At 57.8% G+C, this 17,490-nt stretch carries 16 protein-coding genes; 6 read left to right on the plus strand and 10 right to left on the minus strand.

Annotated elements, in window-relative coordinates; translation table 11 throughout:
• Positions 1 to 72: 72 nt before the first annotated feature.
• The gene (locus RAN89_RS05680; protein ID WP_313868641.1) at positions 73 to 348 is read right to left on the minus strand and encodes a hypothetical protein; all 276 of its coding nucleotides are present in this window, start codon (positions 346 to 348) and stop codon (positions 73 to 75) included.
• A 51-nt stretch (positions 349 to 399) separates the two neighbouring features.
• Positions 400 to 1,893 carry a UDP-N-acetylmuramate:L-alanyl-gamma-D-glutamyl-meso-diaminopimelate ligase gene (mpl, locus tag RAN89_RS05685; protein ID WP_313868642.1) on the minus strand — a complete coding sequence of 498 codons (1,494 nt, stop codon included), beginning with the start codon at positions 1,891 to 1,893 and terminating at the stop codon, positions 400 to 402.
• Between the two features lie 144 nt (positions 1,894 to 2,037).
• Here mpl and RAN89_RS05690 point away from each other — a divergent pair, with 144 nt between their 5' ends.
• From RAN89_RS05690 to RAN89_RS05715, 6 genes are all read left to right on the plus strand, one after another.
• A complete protein-coding gene (locus RAN89_RS05690) occupies positions 2,038 to 2,634 on the plus strand; it encodes a hypothetical protein (protein WP_313868643.1) in 597 nt (198 codons plus the stop codon).
• A 7-nt stretch (positions 2,635 to 2,641) separates the two neighbouring features.
• Complete coding sequence (locus RAN89_RS05695) at positions 2,642 to 3,184, plus strand: TlpA family protein disulfide reductase (protein ID WP_313868644.1); 543 nt, start codon at positions 2,642 to 2,644, stop codon at positions 3,182 to 3,184.
• Between the two features lie 170 nt (positions 3,185 to 3,354).
• Positions 3,355 to 3,819 carry an acetyl-CoA carboxylase biotin carboxyl carrier protein gene (gene accB, locus RAN89_RS05700; RefSeq protein ID WP_313868645.1) on the plus strand — a complete coding sequence of 155 codons (465 nt, stop codon included), beginning with the start codon at positions 3,355 to 3,357 and terminating at the stop codon, positions 3,817 to 3,819.
• A gap of 12 nt (positions 3,820 to 3,831) precedes the next feature.
• Positions 3,832 to 5,181: an acetyl-CoA carboxylase biotin carboxylase subunit gene (gene accC / locus RAN89_RS05705; RefSeq protein ID WP_313868646.1), complete on the plus strand. Its 1,350-nt coding sequence runs from the start codon at positions 3,832 to 3,834 to the stop codon at positions 5,179 to 5,181.
• An 8-nt stretch (positions 5,182 to 5,189) separates the two neighbouring features.
• Positions 5,190 to 6,068, plus strand: a complete 879-nt coding sequence (prmA, locus tag RAN89_RS05710) for a 50S ribosomal protein L11 methyltransferase (RefSeq protein ID WP_313868647.1) — start codon at positions 5,190 to 5,192, stop codon at positions 6,066 to 6,068.
• 33 nt (positions 6,069 to 6,101) lie between these two features.
• Positions 6,102 to 7,172: a zinc-ribbon and DUF3426 domain-containing protein gene (locus RAN89_RS05715; RefSeq protein ID WP_313868648.1), complete on the plus strand. Its 1,071-nt coding sequence runs from the start codon at positions 6,102 to 6,104 to the stop codon at positions 7,170 to 7,172.
• Between the two features lie 68 nt (positions 7,173 to 7,240).
• Here RAN89_RS05715 and RAN89_RS05720 read toward each other — a convergent pair whose 3' ends face one another.
• The 8 genes from RAN89_RS05720 to RAN89_RS05755 all read right to left on the minus strand — a co-directional run bounded on the left by RAN89_RS05720 (position 7,241) and on the right by RAN89_RS05755 (position 17,459).
• Positions 7,241 to 7,831: a histone gene (locus RAN89_RS05720; RefSeq protein ID WP_313868649.1), complete on the minus strand. Its 591-nt coding sequence runs from the start codon at positions 7,829 to 7,831 to the stop codon at positions 7,241 to 7,243.
• Between the two features lie 171 nt (positions 7,832 to 8,002).
• On the minus strand, positions 8,003 to 9,190 hold the full coding sequence (locus tag RAN89_RS05725) for a ribonucleotide-diphosphate reductase subunit beta (protein ID WP_313868650.1): 1,188 nt from the start codon (positions 9,188 to 9,190) through the stop codon (positions 8,003 to 8,005).
• Between the two features lie 119 nt (positions 9,191 to 9,309).
• A complete protein-coding gene (locus RAN89_RS05730) occupies positions 9,310 to 12,228 on the minus strand; it encodes a ribonucleoside-diphosphate reductase subunit alpha (RefSeq protein WP_313868651.1) in 2,919 nt (972 codons plus the stop codon).
• A 394-nt stretch (positions 12,229 to 12,622) separates the two neighbouring features.
• Entirely contained in the window at positions 12,623 to 13,216 is a 594-nt protein-coding gene (gene ampD / locus RAN89_RS05735) for a 1,6-anhydro-N-acetylmuramyl-L-alanine amidase AmpD (protein WP_313868652.1), read from the minus strand.
• Entirely contained in the window at positions 13,200 to 14,711 is a 1,512-nt protein-coding gene (locus tag RAN89_RS05740) for a sigma-54-dependent transcriptional regulator (protein WP_313868653.1), read from the minus strand. Before RAN89_RS05740 ends, ampD begins: the two co-directional genes overlap by 17 nt.
• On the minus strand, positions 14,690 to 16,429 hold the full coding sequence (locus RAN89_RS05745) for a two-component system sensor histidine kinase NtrB (RefSeq protein WP_313868654.1): 1,740 nt from the start codon (positions 16,427 to 16,429) through the stop codon (positions 14,690 to 14,692). Before RAN89_RS05745 ends, RAN89_RS05740 begins: the two co-directional genes overlap by 22 nt.
• Positions 16,429 to 16,659 carry a PP0621 family protein gene (locus tag RAN89_RS05750; RefSeq protein WP_313868655.1) on the minus strand — a complete coding sequence of 77 codons (231 nt, stop codon included), beginning with the start codon at positions 16,657 to 16,659 and terminating at the stop codon, positions 16,429 to 16,431. The genes RAN89_RS05745 and RAN89_RS05750 overlap by 1 nt, the downstream gene beginning before the upstream one ends.
• On the minus strand, positions 16,656 to 17,459 hold the full coding sequence (locus RAN89_RS05755; protein WP_313868656.1) for a cytochrome C assembly family protein: 804 nt from the start codon (positions 17,457 to 17,459) through the stop codon (positions 16,656 to 16,658). Before RAN89_RS05755 ends, RAN89_RS05750 begins: the two co-directional genes overlap by 4 nt.
• Positions 17,460 to 17,490 lie beyond the last annotated feature (31 nt).

The following is a 17,490-nucleotide window of genomic DNA, read 5'->3' on the forward strand; positions in this document are numbered from 1 at the left end:
CATGAAAAAAGCCGGAGTGATCACTCCGGCTTGCATTACCCAAGCGGACCTCTGTGTCCGCTTTTTTGTGCCTTACTGCAGCGGAGCAGGGGCCCGCAGGGACTCCATCACCGCGTCCGGCGTGCCGCCAGCAGCCAAGTGGGTTTTGTACCAGACGCTCAGGATGGTGCTGATCACCGGGCCGGGGTTCTCGCGGACCTTGGCTACATCCCACTGGTTGAGTTGGCAGATGCGCTCGATGAGGTCCATGTCCATGTCGATGGCTTCGGCGTCGCAACGGCGCAGCTTCAGGTCGGTGAATTGGGCGCCTTCGGGCAGGCGGAGTTGAAAGTTCGGATCGGTTTGCATGGGGTTGTGGGTCGAATATGCTGTTGGCGCCGATAGATAGTGCGCGAGCAGCTATGAAGTTTGTAGCAAGTTGGCGAGTTTGGCGTGGATGCCGCCGAAGCCTCCATTGCTCATGCACAGCACGTGGTCGCCCGGCTGCAGGGCGGCGGCCACTTGGGCCAGCACGGCATCAATGGTGTCGCCCACCTGCGCCCGTGCGCCCATGGGGGCCAGCGCTTCAGCTGCGTCCCAGCCCAAACCGCCGCTGTGGCAGAAGGCGAGGTCGGCTTCTTCCAGGCTCCAGGGCAGCTGGGCTTTCATGGCGCCGAGTTTCATGGTGTTGGAGCGCGGCTCGAACACGGCCAGAATGCGCCCGGTCCCGACTTGGCGGCGCAGGCCGTTGACGGTGGTGCGGATGGCGGTGGGGTGGTGCGCAAAGTCGTCGTAAATGGTGACGGGGGCGCTGCCCGGTTGTCCAGCCAATGGAGCGGTGGCACGCACTTCCATGCGGCGCTTGACGTTCACGAACTGGCCCAAGGCTTCTGCGGCGACGGCGGGCGACACGCCCACATGCTCTGCGGCGGCGATGGCGGCCAGCGCATTGAGTTGGTTGTGCACCCCGCCCAAGGCCCATTGCACCCGTGCGACTTCGCGGCCGTGGTGTTGGACTGTAAAGTCGTGGGGCTCGCCGACGGCTGAGAAGTCGCTGACCGCTGCGCCAAAGCTCCGCACTTCGCTCCAGCAGCCCTGGTGCAACACGCGCGTCAGGCTTTCTTCTAGTCCATTCACCACCACGCGCCCGGTACCGGGCACGGTGCGCACCAGGTGGTGGAACTGCCGCTCGATGGCGGCCAGGTCGTCAAAGATGTCGGCGTGGTCGAATTCCAGGTTATTCAGAATGGCGGTGCGCGGGCGGTAGTGCACGAATTTGCTGCGCTTGTCGAAGAAGGCGGTGTCGTATTCGTCGGCCTCGATCACGAAGAGTTTCGCTTCGGAGGCGGGGCGGAGGGGCGTCTGCGCCCTCTGCTCCGTATCCCCCGCCCGCTTTGCGGGCTCCTCCTTGACCTGCACAGAGGGCGCAGACGCCCCTCCGCCCAGTCTTGCCGATACTCCGAAATTCAGTGGGACGCCGCCTACCAGGAAGCCGGGTTGCAGTCCGGCGTATTCCAGCACCCAAGCCACCATGCTGGTGGTGGTGGTTTTTCCGTGGGTGCCGGCGACGGCCAGCACATGGCGGCCTTGGAGCACATGTTCAGCCAGCCATTGCGGGCCACTGGTGTAGGGCGCGCCCGCGTCCAGAATGGCTTCCATCAGTGGAAACTTTGGGGTTCCGTCGGCGAGCCGCGCGCGGCTGACGACGTTGCCGATGACGAACATGTCAGGCTGCAAGGCCATTTGTTCAGCGCCAAAACCTTCGATCAGTTCGATACCCAAGGCCCGGAGCTGGTCACTCATGGGGGGGTAGACGCCGGCATCGCAGCCGGTCACTTTGTGGCCGGCTTCACGTGCCAGCGCGGCCAGGCCTCCCATGAAGGTGCCGCAAATGCCCAAGATATGAATATGCATGGCAGGTATTCTACGGGGCACTCTACCTATCGTGATTTGGCTTGATTTATGGCTCTGGCGCACGTGGAATGTGCGCGGACAGCTATCAATAACGTAGCAAATAGGCGCGTAGCAGGGCTTTCAGCGGGCAGGCACAATCTGGTGATGGATGATTTGAAAGAAGAAATCGCAGCCACGGCGGCGCGTTTGGTAGTGGAAGAGGGGCTGGAATACGGTCCGGCCAAGCGCCGCGCGGTCAAACAGCTGGGTGTGCCACCGCGTTCTGCGCTGCCGGATAACGATCAGGTAGAGACTGCGGTTGAGGAATACATTGCGATCTTCTGTGCCGAGAGCCAGGCAGAGGAGTTGCAGGCCCTGCGTGAGCTTGCCGTGCAATGGATGCTGCGGCTGGAAGCCTTCCGGCCCCACCTGGGCGGTGCCGTGTGGCGCGGAACGGCCACACGGCGGTCCGACATTTATCTGCAATTGTTTTGTGATGACCCCAAATCGGCGGAGATCAGCCTGATTGACAAGGGCGTTCGCTTTGAGGTGCGCTCTGTGCCTGGTTTGCAAGGGGATATGGTGGACGCCCTGAGTATTCACGCCGTGTGCCAGCCCTTGGGTGAGCATGTGGGTGTGCATTTGTTGATCAACGACCTGGATGACGTGCGGGGTGCCTTGCAGCCGGATGGAAAGGGCAGGGCGCCGCGTGGAAATTTGGCTGCAGTTCAAAAGTTGTTGGGAGAAGTTCGTGACAGATAGTAAGAATTTGGCGCAATCCTCCTCTTCTCGCAGGCGCACGGTTCTCTGGGGTGTTGCTGCAGGCTTGGCGGGGGCTGCGGGGATCGGGTTGTCGCTGCGCCATGCCAAAGACGCCGCTTTGGCTGTGGTCGACCCTGTGCCGGGCTTCTGGGCGCAGCAGTGGCAAACCCCGCATGACACTACGTTGGCCATGGCTGAACTCAAGGGGCGGCCAGTCTTGATTAACTTCTGGGCGACCTGGTGCCCGCCTTGCGTGGATGAGTTGCCTCTTTTGGACAGTTTTTACAGGGAGCAAGGCAGCCGCGGTATACAGGTGCTGGGGTTGGCCATCGATCGCAAGGAAGCGGTGGTGCCATTTCTCAAGAAGCTGCCTTTGAGTTTTCCGGTCGCCATGGCCGGTTTGTCAGGTGCAGATCTCGGGCGGGCCTTGGGCAACATCACAGGTGGTTTGCCGTTCTCGGTGTTGGTGGCTTCGGATGGATCCATTGCGCAGCGGAAAATGGGGCGGGTGACCGAGTCGGACCTCGCTGCTTGGGTTGCGGTAAAATAGAGGCTCCTACCTAGCGGATTCGGTCTGAATCCACTGTCTCAAGCCCCTTCGGGGCATTTTTATCTAGACATTTTTCTGATCTTTTCCCTTGTTTTGGGCGGAGATATGGTTTTTTGGCGGCAATTTGCTGTAAATTCGCCGCTTTACTAATGTCGGTTGTTGGAGATTCCATGGATTTACGCAAACTCAAAACCCTGATCGATCTGGTGTCTGATTCCAATGTGTCGGAACTGGAAATTACCGAAGCCGAAGGCAAGGTCCGTATCGTCAAGGGTGGTGGTGCAGTGGTTCAGGGCTATGCGCCCGCTCCCGTGTATGCAGCACCTGCTCCGGCTGCCGCACCTGCAGCTGCTCCCGCTGCCGTCGCAGCTTCTGCTCCTGCAGAAGCCGCTGCGCCCGCCGGCCACACCGTAAAGTCTCCGATGGTAGGTACCTTCTACCGTTCTTCAGCCCCGGGCGCCAAGCCGTTCGTGGAGGTGGGTGACTCCATCAAGGAAGGCGACACCATCTGCATTATTGAGGCGATGAAGATTCTCAATGAGATCGAGGCGGACAAGTCGGGTACGGTCACCAAGATCTTGAGCGACAACGGCCAGGCGGTGGAATACGGTCAGCCCTTGTTCATCATCGAATAAGACGCAGTACCCATGTTCAAGAAAATACTGGTCGCCAACCGGGGCGAGATTGCGTTGCGTATTCAGCGCGCCTGTCGCGAGTTGGGTGTGAAGGCGGTCATGGTCTACTCCGAGGCGGACCGCGAAGCCAAGTACGTCAAATTGGCGGAAGAAGCGGTGTGTATCGGTCCGGCGCCGTCAGGTTTGAGCTACCTCAATATGCCGGCCATCATTTCGGCCGCGGAAGTGACCGACGCGGAAGCCATTCACCCCGGCTACGGCTTTTTGAGTGAAAACGCGGACTTTGCTGAGCGCGTCGAGAAGAGCGGTTTCCAGTTCATCGGTCCTACACCCGAGTCCATCCGCATCATGGGGGACAAGGTGTCTGCCAAGCAGGCCATGATCCGCGCGGGCGTGCCCTGCGTGCCCGGCTCTGAAGGCGAGCTGCCCGATGATCCGGTGGCGATGAAGCGCATTGCCAAGGCCATTGGCTACCCGGTGATCATCAAGGCTGCCGGCGGTGGTGGCGGTCGCGGCATGCGAGTGGTGCACACCGAGGCGGCGCTGGTGAATGCGGTGCAGATGACCAAGGCCGAAGCGGGCGCGGCGTTCAACAACCCGGCGGTGTACATGGAGAAGTTTCTCCAGAACCCGCGGCACATTGAAATCCAGATCCTGGCAGACAAGCACAAGAACGCGGTGTACCTGGGTGAGCGCGATTGCTCCATGCAACGTCGCCACCAGAAAGTGCTCGAAGAGTCTCCCGCGCCTGGCATCAATCGCAAGCTGATTGAGCGTATCGGCGAGCGTTGCGTGGCTGCCTGCAAGAAGATCGGCTACCGCGGTGCGGGCACGTTTGAGTTCCTCTATGAAGACGGCGAGTTCTATTTCATTGAAATGAATACCCGTGTGCAAGTGGAGCACCCGGTGACGGAGATGGTGACGGGCATTGACATCGTCAAAACCCAGATCATGGTGGCGGCCGGCGAAAAACTGCCATTCACCCAGCGTCAAATCGAAGTGCGTGGTCACGCCATCGAATGCCGTGTGAATGCGGAAGATCCTTACAAGTTCATTCCGTCCCCAGGGCGCGTCACCATGTGGCATGCACCCGGCGGTCCCGGCGTGCGTGTGGACTCCCATGTGTACACCAACTATTTCGTGCCTCCGAACTACGACTCCATGGTTGGCAAGATCATTGTTCATGGCGATACCCGTGAGCAGGCGATGGCACGCATGCGTACCGCACTGGCCGAGACTGTTGTCGAAGGTATCAGTACCAACATCCCTTTGCACCGCGAGTTGATGGTGGACGCCAAGTTTATGGACGGTGGTACCAATATCCACTATCTTGAGCATTGGCTGGAACAACACAAGCGATAAGGCTTTGCATGTTTGAATTGCGTTTGATGTGTCCCGAAGACCGGGTCGAAAACCTGAGTGATGCCCTGGACGCGTTGGATGCGCTGAGTGTCAGTGTGGAAGATGCTGATGCCCAAACGGATGCCGAGCAAGCCTTGTTCGGTGAACCCGGAATGCCGCCCCCCAAAGACGGGTGGCAGCGTTCCCGTGTGATTGCATTGTTTTCGGATCGTGCCCAAGCGGATGAAGCGGCCCAGCTGTTGTCGGCCCAAGACTTCTTTGTGGGGTGCCGTATCTTGGGTATCGAGGTGCTTGAGGACCAAGACTGGGTGCGTTTGACGCAGTCGCAGTTTGCGCCGGTAGAGATCACCCCCGAGTTCTGGATCGTGCCGACCTGGCACGAGCCGCCTGAGCAGGCCAAAGAGGTGATTCGTCTGGATCCGGGATTGGCGTTCGGCACGGGTACGCACCCCACTACCCGCATGTGCTTGCGATGGATTGCGCGTAATGGCGGTTCCGGTCGGGTGCTGGACTATGGTTGCGGATCAGGCATTCTGGCCATAGGTGCAGCCAAATTCGGCGCTACGGAGGTGATTGCTGTTGACATTGATCAGGCCGCTGTGGATTCCACAGTCTTGAATGCCGAAGCAAATCACGTCACATTGGTGTCCGGACTGCCTGAGGCAGCTCAGGGGGTATTCGATGTGGTGCTCGCCAACATCTTGGCCACGCCCTTGAAAGTGCTTGCTCCGCTGCTATGTGCGCATGTGAAGGCAGGTGGCCATCTCGTGCTTGCCGGGATTCTGGAGCGGCAGGCAGACGAGCTCAAGGCGGCTTATGCGCCGTACTGCACACTGTCTGTCGCAGACACCGAGGACGGCTGGATCTTGATGACCGCCTCAGTCTGATTGAGGTGATTGCGCCCCCTACAATGTGACGCAATGAGTCTGATTACCCAATGCCCGGCATGCTCCACGATGTTCAAAGTCGTGCCGGACCAGTTGCGTATATCCGATGGTTGGGTTCGTTGCGGTCAGTGTGATGAAGTCTTTGACGCGAATGCAAACCTCCATTCAGAGCCTGTTCCAGTATCTCTGGAGCCGGAGCAGCCGCGCGCAGCTGTAGCCACCACCAGCCCGGATCCTGACTGGGCGGCATCTTTGCGATTCGCGTCTGAGGAATCCCCCGGGGCGACAGAGGCGCTTGCTACCGATGTGTCGATTACTCCTGAACCGACCGGCGTAACAGTTCATGACCCCGTGCATCCTGAAGACGCTGCACCGGCCGACACTATCAGCATTGAGTCGTCTGACCGGGGATTCGATGATTTTCTGTCGCAAAGTCCCAAAGTCCTTGCGCAGACCCCGGGTGAGGATCACGAGACGCCGCCACTAGACGCGCCTGCGGCCCTCCCGCTTGAAACGTTGTCTGGTCCTGCGCCCCGTTACACGCAAGCCCAGGTGAAAGTCGCAGACAGGGATGAAGTCAAACAACCTTCATTCATGCACAAAGGGCGCGGGGGCAGCATTTGGCACAAGACGGGTGTGCGTGTTCTTCTTGGAATTTCGGGCGTGACCTTGATCGCAGGCTGGGCTGTGCAGATTGCCATCCATGAGCGGGACCGATGGGCTGCTTACGAACCATCCATGCGCCCCGCACTCGATGTCTTGTGTGAGGTGGCGGAGTGTAATGTGAGCCCATTGCGCAATATCGAGGCGGTGGTTATTGATAGTTCATCGTTTACGAAGGTCCGTACCGATGTTTACCGGCTGAATGTCGCTTTGAAAAATATTGGTCCTGTACCTGTGGCGCCCCCAGCATTGGAGTTAACACTCACAGATATGCAGGACCAAAGCCTGATACGCCGTGTCTTGAAGCCGCAAGATATCGGATTCAAATCCGCAACCTTGGAGCCCGGCGCAGAGTTTTCGGCAGTGCTTCCGATTGCTCTGAAAACAGGCAATCCGGCAGAACGGGTCTCAGGATACAGGCTGCTTGCTTTCTATCCCTGATCTGTTGATTGCGCAAATAAAAAAGCCCGGAGCGTGAGCGCCGGGCTTTTCTACTTCAGACAGGCCGATTAAGGCTTGCTGGAAGTAGGGAAAGGCCACGCAGCTTGAGGATTCAACGTGGTCTGTGCTGCAGGGGCAGCGGCAGGCTTGGCAGCGGGTGCTTTTGCAGCCTTCTTGGCAGCAGGCTTCTTGGCGGCTGGGGCAGCTTTTTTGGCAGGAGCGGCCTTTTTCGCGGCTGCAGCCTTTTTGGCGGGAGCGGCTTTCTTCGCTGCTACGGCCTTTTTGGCAGGAGCTGCTGCTTTTTTAGCAGGAGCTGCAGCCTTTTTGGCGGGAGCGGCTTTCTTCGCTGCTACGGCCTTTTTGGCAGGAGCTGCTGCTTTTTTAGCAGGAGCTGCAGCCTTTTTGGCGGGAGCGGCTTTCTTCGCTGCTACGGCCTTTTTGGCAGGAGCTGCTGCTTTTTTAGCAGGAGCTGCGGCCTTTTTGGCGGGAGCGGCTTTCTTCGCTGCTACGGCCTTTTTGGCAGGAGCTGCTGCTTTTTTAGCAGGAGCTGCAGCCTTTTTGGCGGGAGCGGCTTTCTTCGCTGCTACGGCCTTTTTGGCAGGAGCAGCTTTCTTCGCGGGAGCGGCCTTCTTAGCGGCCGGTTTTTTTGCAGTTGCCATCATGTTCTCCTTGATCAAGGTGCAAAGAGCACTTTCCGCTGCGTATCTGGCAGAAAGTGATTCATGCCGCTGGGCGCATTCCCAGCGGCATGAACTCGGGGTCGCACACCCATCGCACTGATTGAACAGCAGCAGAACAGGGGCGAAAACTGGATCGGCATGACGAGTGGTTTAATCCCAGGACAGCGCGCCGCCGGACTGGTACTCGATAACACGCGTTTCGAAGAAGTTGCGTTCCTTCTTCAAGTCAATCATTTCACTCATCCACGGAAACGGGTTTTCCTCGTTAGGGAAAAGCGGCTCCAGGCCAATTTGTGTGGCGCGGCGATTCGCGATGTAGCGCAAATAGCCTTTGAACATTGAGGCATTCATGCCCAGCACGCCACGCGGCATGGTGTCCTCGGCGTAACGGTATTCGAGTTCGACCGCCTTTTCGAAGAGGGCTTTGATTTCGGCTTTGAAGTCCGGTGTCCAGAGGTGCGGATTCTCCAACTTGAGCTGATTGATCAGGTCGATACCAAAATTGCAGTGCATCGACTCGTCACGCAAGATGTACTGGTACTGTTCTGCAGCCCCGGTCATTTTGTTTTGCCGCCCGAGAGCAAGAATCTGGGTGAAGCCTACATAAAAGAAGAGGCCTTCCATCAAGCACGCGAAAACGATCAAGGACTTCAAAAGCTTTTGATCCGTCTCAGGGGTGCCCGTATGGAAGTTCGGGTCCATGATCGCTTCAATGAAGGGAATCAAAAACTCATCCTTGTCACGGATGGATTGAACTTCGTTGTACGCGTTGAAAATCTCACTCTCGTCCAGGCCCAAGGACTCTACGATGTATTGGTATGCGTGGGTATGAATCGCTTCTTCAAAAGCCTGACGCAACAGGAACTGGCGGCATTCCGGTGCGGTGATGTGTCTGTAGGTGCCCAACACGATGTTGTTGGCAGCCAAAGAGTCTGCAGTTACAAAGAACCCGAGGTTGCGCTTAACGATGCGACGCTCATCCTCGGTGAGACCATTGGGATCCTTCCACAACGCGATGTCACGCGTCATGTTGACTTCTTGGGGCATCCAATGATTGGCACAAGTGGCGAGGTACTTTTCCCAAGCCCATTTGTACTTGAACGGAACCAGTTGGTTTACGTCAGTTTGTCCATTGATGATGCGTTTGTCGGATGCCTTGACCCGGTGGCCGCTCGCGATGGCCTTGGTCACCGGTGATGCTTCCATCGGCGTAGTCTGAGGTGCTTGAGCAACAAAAACAGAAGACACCGGTACTTGCGCTAGTGCGTCATTCAAAGACGGATTGCGCGCGTAATTCAACGGCGATGCGGGCTTGACTTCTTCGTCCCAGGACAACATAGGTGATTCCAATTTGCAGATTATGTGAGCAGTGAATTGAATTGAAAAGTAATCACGCAATTCACTGAATATTTGTGTTGTTCAATAGCATCGCAATTTGTATCGCGACGCTATTGAAATCACTGACAGGACTCGCAGGTCGGGTCATCAACGCCACAGAATTTGATGTCTGTTGCAGCATTACTGGCCAACTCCATCTGGGCTTGTGCCGCAGCTGCAGCAGCTTCCAGAGCACTGGACATTTTGGTCGAGCCAGGCGCATCGTTGCCGGAAGACACGGCATTCAAGCGTCCCGCAGAGACGGTTGATTTTTCTGCGTGCGTCGCTGACATGGTGCGGAGGTAATAGGTGGTTTTCAGTCCACGCAGCCAAGCCAGTTTGTAGGTCTCGTCCAGCTTTTTGCCAGATGCGCCAGCCATGTAGATGTTGAGAGACTGGGCTTGGTCTATCCACTTTTGGCGACGGGCTGCCGCTTCGACCAACCACCGTGTCTCCACTTCGAATGCCGTGGCATAAAGCTGCTTGATTTCTTGCGGCACGCGATCGATTGGAGCGAGGGATCCGTCGAAATGCTTCAGGTCCATGACCATGACATCGTCCCACAAGCCCAAGCGCTTGAGGTCGCGTACCAGGTAGCTGTTGATTACGGTGAACTCACCGGACAGGTTGGACTTGACCGACAAGTTACCGAAGCAGGGCTCGATGGAAGCGTCCACACCAATGATGTTGGAAATCGTTGCAGTGGGTGCAATCGCCACGCAATTGGAGTTCCGCATGCCATCCATCGCGATCTTGTTGCGCAGAGCATCCCAGTCCAGTGTGGACGAGCGGTCAACTTCCACATAGCCGCCACGGGCGCTTGCCAGCATGTCCAAGGTGTCCGGTGGCAACACGCCTTTGTCCCACAGACTGCCCTTATAGCTGTGGTACTTGCCGCGCTCACGCGCCAAATCCGTAGAGGCCCAGTAAGCGTAGTAGCTGATCGCTTCCATGGAGCGATCTGCGAATTCAACGGCAGCCTCACTCGCGTAAGGGATGCGCAGCTCATACAAGCTGTCCTGGAACGCCATCAGGCCCAGGCCGACAGGGCGGTGGCGCATGTTGGAGTCACGCGCCTTTTTCACCGCGTAGTAGTTGATGTCGATCACGTTGTCCAGCATGCGCATGGCGGTGGAGATGGTGCGCTTGAGCTTCTCGTGGTCGAGGGCGCCATCCTTCAAATGCTGCAGCAGATTCACAGAGCCCAAATTGCATACCGCTGTCTCTGTGTCAGATGTGTTCAGCGTGATTTCTGTGCACAGGTTGGATGAGTGCACCACGCCGGCATGCTGTTGCGGGGAGCGCACGTTGCATGCATCCTTGAAAGTGATCCATGGGTGACCGGTTTCGAACAGCATGGTCAGCATCTTGCGCCACAGGTCACTGGCTTGAACGGTACGGGAGGGCTTGATCTCGCCGCGGGCAGCCTTCTCCTCGTAAGCCACGTAAGCTTTTTCAAACTCCGCACCAAACAAGTCGTGCAAGTCGGGCACATTGGATGGAGAGAACAGCGTCCAGGTACCCTTTTCCATCACACGACGCATGAACAAGTCCGGGATCCAGTTGGCAGTGTTCATGTCGTGGGTACGACGGCGGTCATCACCGGTGTTCTTGCGCAGCTCCAGGAACTCTTCGATGTCCAAGTGCCATGTTTCGAGGTAAGTACAAACAGCACCTTTGCGCTTGCCACCTTGGTTCACAGCCACGGCAGTGTCGTTCACCACTTTCAGGAACGGTACCACCCCTTGAGATTCGCCATTGGTTCCCTTGATGTGGGAGCCCAGTGCACGTACGCGTGTCCAGTCATTTCCCAGGCCGCCCGCAAACTTGGACAAGAGTGCGTTTTCCTTGATGGATTCGTAGATGCCATCCAGATCATCAGGCACCGTAGTCAGGTAGCAGCTGGACAGTTGTGAGCGCAAAGTACCGCTGTTAAAAAGGGTCGGTGTGCTGGACATAAAGTCAAAGCTGGACAGCACTTCGTAAAACTCGATCGCGCGGGCTTCACGGTCAATTTCGTTCAGGGACAAGCCCATTGCCACGCGCATGAAGAACGCTTGGGGCAACTCGATGCGGGTCTTGCCTTCGTGCAGGAAGTAGCGGTCATACAAGGTTTGCAGACCCAGGTAGTCGAATTGCAAATCGCGGCTGGCCTTAAGCGCATTGCCCAAGCGCTTCAGATCGAATTGCTGGAGCTTCTCGTCCAGAAGTTCCGCAGCGATGCCTCGTTTGATAAAGCCGGGGAAGTAGTCCGCGTAGGCCTCTTGCATATCCGCTTGTGCAACATCGCGGCCCAACACTTCACGGGAGATTGTGTGGAACAGCAAACGCGCAGTGGCGTAGGTGTAATCCGGATCTTTTTCGATCAGGGTGCGGGCTGCCAAGATAGCCGCCTTGTAGACCTCATCCAAGGGCACGCCGTCGTACAAATTACGCATGGTTTCTGCCAGGATGGGGGCCGCCTTGACGTCGGCTCCCAGACCGCTGCATGCGGTCTCGATGCGGGATTGGAGTTGCGCCAGATCCAAGGGCACTCGCTGGCCGTTGTCAATGACGTGAATGACGGGCGCTGCAGGAGCCTCTGTAGCCACTTGTTTGGCACGCTCTTGGGTGCGGCGTTCACGGTAAAGCACATATGCGCGTGCAATTTCATGGTGGCCGCCGCGCATCAGGCCCAACTCGACCTGGTCTTGTACGTCCTCAATATGGAAAGTTCCGCCGCCGGGGCGTGAACGGACCAAGGCACGGATGACTTGCTGGGTCAGGCCATCCACGGTTTCCCGCACGCTGGCGGATGCAGCACCTTGTGTACCGTGTACAGCAAGAAACGCTTTCATCATCGCGACAGCAATTTTGTTGGGCTCAAAAGGCACCACCGCGCCATTGCGGCGAATGATCTGGTAATGCGCGAACGTGTTCGTCGGGGATGTTTCAGTGCCCGGGACGGGAGACAACAGGGGAGCTGCAGTGCTGGGTATTGCAGTAGAGATGGATTGCATGATTTCCTCGTCTAAATCGGTGTTTTTTTGTGGTGATCTGGTGGCAGTCATGGTTGTCACGGTGACGCCATATGTCCATGCGCAACAATCAAGGCACACTATATCTGGGGTCTGAGGTGGTGACAAGCCACTACCGGTAGTGTATCTGCCCTTGTGCGGGCTTCGGGTCCGCGCAAACCCGAGGGCGCGGATGATCCCATGCTTTCACGGTACGGCAGAGCCTTGATTTCTGTTGATCTGGGGCTGCTTAGCGAGTATTGACGCGCTTCGCGAGCGCATTTCAACGGGAATCGCGCGCCGGTTCTGCATGCGCACTGTTCAGGTGCACCCCCGGGGGCTGGAAATTTTTTTTGTAACCTGCCATGTCAGGTCGAGTGTTGTCGTTCAATAGCACTCAACTGGGAAAGCGCCATCCTGAAATCTCGGGCCATTTGGACAGAGCGGACCACTCAAATGCAGGCCCTGGGTCGGTTTTTCGGCCCGGTGCAATGTGTTCATGGCCGGCAATGTGTCGGATCTGGTAACTCCCTGAAATCGCCCTGCACAAACGGTGGAGGCTTTCGTATTGAGATGCAGTGAACCTGTCTTCGTCCGTTCCCTCCAGTTCAATACCGATCGAGTCGTCGTTGCAATTGTCCCGACCCAGGTAGTGAGATCTACCTGCATGCCATGCCCGATCGTTACAGCTGACAAATTGAAGGATTGCTCCCGTTCTCTGTAGATAGAAGTGGCTGGAAACTTCCATGCCTCGTATGCTTTGGAAGTATGGGTGCGCATCCCAGTCGAGGGTGTTGGTGAAAAGTTGCTGCACTTCAGGGCCTCCATATACCCCCGGAGGCAGCGATATCGAATGGATAACCACCAAATCTACGATGGTCCCCGGGGGTCTGGGGCCGAAGTTGGGGGACGTTACGCGCTGGGCTTCGTGCCACCAACCTGCGCTCCATTCGGTCGCGTGAGACGGTGATTTATCAGTCTGTTTTGTCACGGTCTTCCCCTGGCACGTCGATGCGCAAGCGCTCCATGCGATAACGAATCTGGCGCAGGCTGATCCCCAAGCGTTGAGCAGCCGCAGTGCGGTTGAAACGTGTTTCTGTTAGCACGCGAACCAGAATGTCCCGCTCCTGGGCGTCCAGGTGGCTTTGTAGGTCACTGGGTATAGCCGGTGGTGCAGGCGGCAAAGACTGCTCTGCGCGGGCCTCTGCTTGCTCGTTGATATCAGGCATCACAGTATCCACAGATGGCATCTCTGAGGTGGCGGACAGCGAAGCAGGTCCTGTGTCTGCATATGCGGCATCCATTTCGAGGGCTTGACCATCCGACAGCGCCATGGCCCTGTGTAGCAGGTTCTCCAGCTCTCTGACATTGCCTTTGAGTGGGTGCTTCTTTAGTTGCTCCAGCATGGATGCTGATATCACCGGGATGGGGCTTCCGGTTTCAGCGCATATGCGTTGAAGTATGGCACCGCACAGGGCTTCGAGATCGTCTTTGCGCTCCCGCAAAGGAGGCAAATGGATGTCGATGACATTGAGTCTGTAATAAAGATCCTGGCGGAACGTGTTGGCTGCCACTTCTGCTGCCAAATCTTTGTGGGTGGCGCTGACCAATCGCACATCCACAGCCTCCTCGGTGCTGCTCCCCAGAGGGCGGATCTTTCGTTCCTGTATGGCGCGCAAGAGCTTTGCTTGCATGGCCAGAGGAAGATCTCCGATCTCATCGAGAAATAATGTCCCCCCATGCGCCGCCTGAAAAAAGCCGGCCCTGTCTTGGGTTGCTCCGGTGTAGGCTCCCTTTTTGGCGCCGAAAAACTCGGCTTCCAGCAAGGACTCTGGTATTGCGCTGCAGTTCACCGCAACCCATGGCCCCTGAGCCCGATGGCTATTGGCATGCAATGCTCTGGCCGCCAACTCTTTGCCCGTGCCGGATTCGCCCCGGATCAGTACAGGTGCCATGCTGCGAGCCACTTTGGCAATTCTTTCCTTCACCGCCAACATGGCTGCGGAAGTCCCCGCCATCAATTCCAGCGTTGACGCAGCTGCCGGGTTGTCTGGCGCCCTTGCTATTGATCTGGCAGTATCGGCCCCCGCACTTGGGCCTGCGGTGTCGTTCAACGCCGAGGTGACCGCGGTCCGGAATAGTTTCAGGTCTACGGGTTTAGTCAGGTAGTCAAAGGCACCCGCCTTCAGGGATTCGACAGCATTTTCAGCAGAACCGTAGGCGGTAATCACCATGCAGCGCTCATTGCGCTCTTGACGGCGCAGGTTCTTCAAGACATCAATGCCGAGTCCATCTGGCAGACGCATGTCCGTAATCACGAGGTCGTAGGCTTGACGCGCCAGTGCATCCATCGCCTCTTGCACGGTTCCCGCAGTGTCAACCTGATGACCCTCCCGTAACAGAGTCAGTTCATAGAGGGTGCGCAGATCCGGTTCGTCGTCGACCACCAAGATTTTGGAGGCACTCAGTACAGGGAGGCTTGCCATGGTGTTGTTTGTTCGCTGTCGGCGCGTGTGGAAAGGTTCAATCGTGTCAGAGTCAGCATGAACTCGTTGCCCTCATGCAGTTGGCTATCACGTTCCCGGCTACTGCGTTGGTAGGTCAGTGTCGCACTGTGCCGCTCAGACAGCTCGCGGGAAATATACAAGCCGAGGCCGCTGGAGCGGCTCTCGGACGAAAAGAAGGGTTCGAACAGATGCCGCTCCACCGTCTGGTCCATGCGTGCTCCATCACTCCAAACGGATACACAGGCAAAGTCTTCACTGTAAGTTACCGTGATCTGGATGGCCTCGAGCTGTCGGCTGGCATAGCGGTGAGCGTTATCCAGCAAGTTGACCATCACTTGCCGTAAATGGTCCAAGTCAAACCGTACGGAGTGCATGGCCGGATCAATCTCAAAACCGATCATTCCGGTTTGACCATGCTGTTGGGCCCAGTCACTGCTAATCTTGTGTACCGCCTCGCTCAGTCCATGGAGGGCGTCGCGCTCGCCGAAGTTGGCCCCGCGCGCACGTGCCACGTTGAGAATGTCGTCAACAATCTTCTCAAGTCGCTTGGCGTTCTGTCCCACCATGGTCGTCAGGCGCAGCTGTTTCGGGTCACTCAAATCCTCAGCCAGCAGCGCGTTGGCCTGTGCAATTGCTGCCAGCGGGTTCCGGATTTCATGGGCCACAGCAGTGGACATGCGGCCCATACTTGCAAGCTTTTCGGTACGTAGACGGGCCTCTGCCTGGCGTTGGTCTTGCAGGAACAAGACACACAGACTGTCTTCCCCTATACCTTGCGGAGCGGCCAGCCGCGTTCGGGCCAGTACCTTGAGTGGGGCGCCTCCATCATGTTGCAGCGAAACTTCTGCCTCCTGGGCTTGGCCACTACCGAGGCTGAGTTTGCACAAACGCAGAAGTGGCTTCCACGCGGGGGTTGTCTTGAGGTCAAACACCGCTGCGCGCAAGCGGTACTCATCCCCCAGCAGTTGACGTGCCGCAGGGTTGGCTGCGCGCACGATGCCGCCTTGGTCCACGATCATCACGCCCTCGGGCATGGCTTCGATGACCAGCTCATTGACCTCGCGCTGGATAGTGGCCGCAAGCTGGCTTTGTCGTGCCCGCTTGCCTTCATTGGCCAGCCGGGTTGCCAGTTGGTTGGCCAGAAAGGCGATGGCAAAGTAACCCACACCACTGAGACCGGCCTGGACGAACGAGGCTGGATTGTCCTGTTCGCTGCGAATCTGGGTCCAAACCGCTCCACCCAAGAGCAGCATGGTCACACCGGCAGCAGTTCCCAGGGCTAAACGCAAGGATCCCAAAACAGATGCCAGCAGCACGGGTAGTGCAAACAAAGGCGTGTAGTTGAGACTATTTCCGTGGAGCCACTGCAAGGCTGAAAACGCCAGCACGTCAATGCCTATCAGCACGCCCCAGGACCGGGTAAACGCGCCTCCCAAGGGCCTGGGGCGCAAATACATGCGCGTCGCCAGAGTGCCTAAAAAGTAGGCGGCACAGACGGCCAGCAGCGTTTTGCTGTGTGCGGAGCCCGTGACGTACAGCGTGATTTGCAGTATTACCAGCACTACGCCCAAGACCAGCCGCGCGGTCATGAACGCCTGCCACAGCCGTTTGAAGTCCCCTTGATCTTCCGTGGGCTCGGGCAGGGCGTCCAGTGCCGAGGCGCCGAACCAGGAGTGATCCCCGTGTTCCTGCTGCATCAGTGCTCCGCCAAGGCGCGGTGTCCAGCACTGCAGTAGCGCCCACGCGTACCTGTAACCATGTCGCTGAAAGGCATGTGCAGTCCACAGTGCGTGCAAGCATGCATTTCTACAGTTTTGGGGCCAGCTTCTGCCCGCTCTTGGATGGGGGGCGCTTCGGGGGCTTGGGCCTTGCTGCGAATCCTCCACAGCACCACCAGCGCAATCAGCAGCACAACCAGATACTTCACGCGGACCGTCCCAGCAGCACTTCCAGCACAAAACGGGACCCCACGTAGCCCAGCAGCAGCAGCACAGAACCCGTGTACAACACAGCTACCGCGCGTTTGCCCCGCCAGCCGAAACGTGCTCTGCCCAACAGAAGGATCGCGAAGGTGATCCAAGACAGTAGTGAAAACACGGTCTTGTGGTCCCAGTGCCATGCGTGGCCTGTGCCGTAGACCACATCTCCGAAGACATATCCCATGACCAAAGTGGCCGTGAGCAACACAAAACCGGCACCCACAAACCGGTAGGTCAGTCGCTCCAGCGTTAGCAAGGGTAAGCCACTATGAGGGTCTGCCGCCTGACGAATGCGGGTTTCTGCGCGGCCCATGAGCCATGCGTGAACGACAGCGGTTCCGAAAAGTCCGTAACTGGCCACACCAAAGGCAAGGTGCGTGGGAAGCCAGATGGAGGCCGTGCCGGGCAAGGCCGTGCCGGGGAAAATGCATGCCAGCACGACCGCGACCGCGCCGACGGCGGAGAGCGCCCATCGTGTTTGAAGTTGGGGGTAAATCTGGCTTTCAATGGCGTACACCGCAGCCACGATCCACGCCGTCATGGACAAGGCGGGTGCAAAGCCGAAATGCGCAGGCGGTAACAGGAGCCCCCAAGCCAGTACGGCACCATGCAGAAACCACGCCCATGCGACCCATCCGCGTGCAGCCGCGTGTGACAAACGGTCCGCACGCAGTGCCGGCCAAGCATAAGAACAAGCCGCCAAAACCGACAAGGTTACGCTGACAGGAGACGCACTGGCTAAAATCATGCGCACAGTTTAGCGTTTTGCTTCCTGCCGG

Source organism: Rhodoferax mekongensis (assembly GCF_032191775.1).
Classification (GTDB): domain Bacteria; phylum Pseudomonadota; class Gammaproteobacteria; order Burkholderiales; family Burkholderiaceae_C; genus Allorhodoferax; species Allorhodoferax mekongensis.

Coding starts and splice junctions, on each gene's coding strand:
- prmA (WP_313868647.1), top strand. CDS start 5,190: ATGTTTGAATTGCGTTTGATGTGTCCCGAAGACCGGGTCGAAAACCTG.
- RAN89_RS05745 (WP_313868654.1), bottom strand. CDS start 16,429: ATGCAGCAGGAACACGGGGATCACTCCTGGTTCGGCGCCTCGGCACTG.
- RAN89_RS05740 (WP_313868653.1), bottom strand. CDS start 14,711: ATGGCAAGCCTCCCTGTACTGAGTGCCTCCAAAATCTTGGTGGTCGAC.
- accB (WP_313868645.1), top strand. CDS start 3,355: ATGGATTTACGCAAACTCAAAACCCTGATCGATCTGGTGTCTGATTCC.
- RAN89_RS05680 (WP_313868641.1), bottom strand. CDS start 348: ATGCAAACCGATCCGAACTTTCAACTCCGCCTGCCCGAAGGCGCCCAA.
- RAN89_RS05715 (WP_313868648.1), top strand. CDS start 6,102: ATGAGTCTGATTACCCAATGCCCGGCATGCTCCACGATGTTCAAAGTC.
- RAN89_RS05690 (WP_313868643.1), top strand. CDS start 2,038: ATGGATGATTTGAAAGAAGAAATCGCAGCCACGGCGGCGCGTTTGGTA.
- RAN89_RS05725 (WP_313868650.1), bottom strand. CDS start 9,190: ATGTTGTCCTGGGACGAAGAAGTCAAGCCCGCATCGCCGTTGAATTAC.
- RAN89_RS05730 (WP_313868651.1), bottom strand. CDS start 12,228: ATGCAATCCATCTCTACTGCAATACCCAGCACTGCAGCTCCCCTGTTG.
- RAN89_RS05755 (WP_313868656.1), bottom strand. CDS start 17,459: ATGATTTTAGCCAGTGCGTCTCCTGTCAGCGTAACCTTGTCGGTTTTG.
- accC (WP_313868646.1), top strand. CDS start 3,832: ATGTTCAAGAAAATACTGGTCGCCAACCGGGGCGAGATTGCGTTGCGT.
- mpl (WP_313868642.1), bottom strand. CDS start 1,893: ATGCATATTCATATCTTGGGCATTTGCGGCACCTTCATGGGAGGCCTG.
- RAN89_RS05720 (WP_313868649.1), bottom strand. CDS start 7,831: ATGGCAACTGCAAAAAAACCGGCCGCTAAGAAGGCCGCTCCCGCGAAG.